The following is a 3142-nucleotide window of genomic DNA, read 5'->3' as shown; positions in this document are numbered from 1 at the left end:
GCTTGAGCACGAAGGTGTTGCCCGCGGCGATGGCCACCGGGAACATCCACATCGGCACCATCACCGGGAAGTTGAACGGCGTGATGCCCGCGACCACGCCCAGCGGCTGGCGCAGCGTCCAGTTGTCCATGCCGGTCGACACCTGTTCGGTGAAGTCGCCCTTGAGCAGCTGCGGAATGCCGCAGGCGAATTCGATGATGTCGATGCCGCGCGCGACTTCGCCCTGGGCGTCGGTGAACACCTTGCCGTGCTCGGCGGTGATCGCATGCGCGAGTTCGTCCTTGTGCTGGTTGACCAGCTCGAGGAACTTGAACATCACGCGCGCGCGGCGGATCGGCGGCGTGTCGGCCCAGGCGGGAAACGCGGCGGCCGCCGAAGCCACGGCGGCGTCGACATCGGCACGGTTGGCCAGCGCCACGGCGCCGGTCACGGCACCCGTCGCGGGGTTGGTCACGGGCTGCGTGCGCAGGCTGTTGCCGGCCACGCGCTGGCCGTGGATGAAGTGGGCGATGGAGGCCGTGGTCACTGCGGGATGGGCTGCGTTCATGGAAAAGTCCTTGGGTCGTCGGTGAGCGATGCGCAAAGTGTAGGCAGGCACCGGCGCGCTGCCCAGTCCCGTGGCGTGAATTGATTGTTTAAATTGATGAACAATGGCGGCATGAATTCCAACGATGCACTGAAAACCGAACAGCTCTGGTCGCACCTCTACTGGCTGGTGGTGCTCGAGCAGCAGGGCAGCTTCACGGCCGCGGCCGCGCGCCTGGGCGTGAGCAAGGCCGCGGTGAGCCAGCACATCGCAGGCCTGGAGCGCGCGGCCGGCGTGCCGCTGGTGCGGCGCACCACGCGCTCCATGCTGCTGACCGACGCGGGCCGGCATCTGGTGCAGGACACGCGCGAAGCCTTCGCGCGCATCGCGGGCAGCTTCGCGCAGGTGCGCGATCTTGCCGACGCGCCGCGCGGCAGCCTGCGCGTCACCGCGCCCGTGGCGCTGGCGCGCCAGCACCTGGTGCCGCGCCTGCCCGAATTTCTCGACCAGTATCCCGACATCCAGCTCGAACTCGATCTGTCCGACCAGCTGCGCCCGCTGTCGCAGGAAGGCCTGGACCTGGCGATACGCCACACCAGCACGCCGCCCGACAACCATGTGGCCTGGGCGCTGTGCAGCACGCATTCGGTGCTGGTCGCGAGCCAGGCCTACCTCGAGCGCCACGGGCCCGCGCCGGCCGCGCCCGACGACCTGCGCCAGCACCGCTGCCTGCACTACCCGCGCGGCCACGATGCCGCGGCCTGGACGCTGCAGCGCCTGGGCCGCGGCGGCGGCGCGCGCGCCACCGTGCCCGTGAGCGGCCCGCTGGTCGCGAACAACAGCGAGGCGCTGCGCGACGCGGCGATCGCCGGCCTGGGCATTGCGCTGGTGCCCGACTTCAGCGCCCAGGCCGCGCTCGCCGCGGGCCAGCTGGTGCAGGTGCTGCCGCAGTGGCGGCCCATGGGCGCGTTCAGCCCGACGATCTACGCCATGCGCCCCTATTCGGCGCATGTGCCGCGCGCGGTCGCGGTGTTTGTCGACTGGCTGCGCGAAGTTTTTGCACCGGGGTTTGCGCCAGGAGCGCCCACCTCAAACAGCCTTTGAAACTGGCGTGGCCCAGCTCAGGGGCACCGAGCAAGGGCCGCCCCGCAGCGATGGTGCCGTCCCCCTCCACCGAAGGATGAGAGGGGGAAGCCGCGTGAGCGGCTCAGGGGGGTGTTTATATGTTTAAGCCTTGATACCGAGCTTGTTCACCAGCTGCTTGAACGTCGCGTTGTCGCGCGCGATCACTTCGAGGAACGCGGGCTGGTCGAGATAGCCTTCGCCCATGTTCTGCCTGGCCATGGTCGCGCGCAGATCGGGTTCCTGCAGCGTGCGCGCCATCACGCTGCGCAGCTGCTGGATGATTTCGGGCGGCGTGTTCTTCGGCGCCGCGAGACCGCGCCAGCCGCCGATCAGCAGGTCGATGCCGCGCTCCTTGAGCGTCGGCACCTGCTCCCAGCCGGCCTGGATGCGCTTGTCGCCCATGATGGCCAGCGGCCGGATCTTGCCCGCGGCCACATAGGTCGCGACTTCGACCGGAGTCACCGCCACGGCTTCGATATGGCCGCCGAGCAGGTCGAGCACCGCCGGGTTCGCGCCGCGGTAAGGCAGGTGGTTGAACTGCACGCCCACCTTGTCTTCGAGCGCGGCCGCGGCCAGATGGCCCAGCGAGCCCGGGCCCGCATTGCCGATGCGCACGCCGCCGACGTTCTTCCTCGCCGCGGCGAGAAAGTCCTCCAGCGTCTTGAACGGCGAGTCGGCGCGCACGGCGATGGTCGCCGGGTCGGCGTTCAGGCGCGCGATCGGCACCACGTCGTCCGACGTGATCTTGGTCAGGCCCATGTGCGGAATCATCGTCATCTCGACGGTGATGATCGCCAGCTTGTAGCCGTCGGGCTTGGCGGCCGCGAGTTCCGACCAGCCCACGGCGCCGCTCGCGCCCGCGCGGTTCATGACGATCACGTTCTGCGGGAAATGCTTGCGCATGGTTTCGGCCATGGCGCGCGCCAGCACATCGGTGCCACCGCCCGCGGCGAACGGCACGATCAGTTCGACCGGACGCTGGGGGTAGGCGCCAACGGCACCGGTCTGCGCCCAGGACGGCAGGCTGGCCGCGGCCGCGATGGCGGCCAGGCCACGACCAAAGCCACGGCGGTTCAGGGATGGGTTCATGTCTGTCTCCTCGTTCTTCGCGCGCCGGGGCGCGTCAATCCAGTTGAATCTTTGCCGAGCGGATGACTTCGCTCCAGAGCTTCTGCTCGCTGCGCACGAAGTCGCCGAACTCGCGCGGCGTCATCGCCATCGGCTGGATGCCGATCTCCTCGAACTTGGCGCGCAGCGCGGGCTGGGCCAGGGCCGCGTTCAGGTCCTTGTTGAGCCGCTGGACCACGGGCGCGGGCAGCTTGGCCGGGCCGACGAAGCCCTGCCAGGCATAGGCCTCGAAACCGGGCACGCCGGCCTCGGCCATGGTCGGCACATCGGGCAGCGAAGGCAGGCGCTTGTTGCCGGTCACGGCCAGCGCGCGCAGCTTGCCGCCCTGCACGAAAGGCAGGGCCGATGTCGCCGGCACGAACA

The 3142-nt window shown here is 69.4% G+C and carries 4 protein-coding genes; 1 reads left to right on the top strand and 3 read right to left on the bottom strand.

Annotated elements, in window-relative coordinates:
- On the bottom strand, window positions 1-547 hold a 547-nt coding region (locus tag D3H34_RS31305), incomplete at its 3' end, for an aldehyde dehydrogenase family protein (RefSeq protein WP_119558713.1).
- Between the two features lie 111 nt (window positions 548-658).
- Between D3H34_RS31305 and D3H34_RS31300 the strand changes: the two genes are divergently transcribed.
- On the top strand, window positions 659-1630 hold the full coding sequence (locus tag D3H34_RS31300; RefSeq protein WP_119558712.1) for a LysR family transcriptional regulator: 972 nt from the start codon (window positions 659-661) through the stop codon (window positions 1628-1630).
- A 123-nt stretch (window positions 1631-1753) separates the two neighbouring features.
- On the opposite strand, the gene D3H34_RS31295 is transcribed toward D3H34_RS31300, so the two are convergent.
- Together D3H34_RS31295 and D3H34_RS31290 are read right to left on the bottom strand one after the other, a co-directional pair.
- On the bottom strand, window positions 1754-2740 hold the full coding sequence (locus D3H34_RS31295) for a tripartite tricarboxylate transporter substrate binding protein (RefSeq protein ID WP_119558711.1): 987 nt from the start codon (window positions 2738-2740) through the stop codon (window positions 1754-1756).
- A gap of 34 nt (window positions 2741-2774) precedes the next feature.
- A partial coding sequence (locus tag D3H34_RS31290) for a tripartite tricarboxylate transporter substrate-binding protein (protein WP_286186500.1) occupies window positions 2775-3142 on the bottom strand: 368 nt, incomplete at its 5' end.

The sequence above is a fragment of the Acidovorax cavernicola genome (genome assembly GCF_003581445.1).
This window is presented reverse-complemented; position numbering and strand designations above follow the sequence as displayed.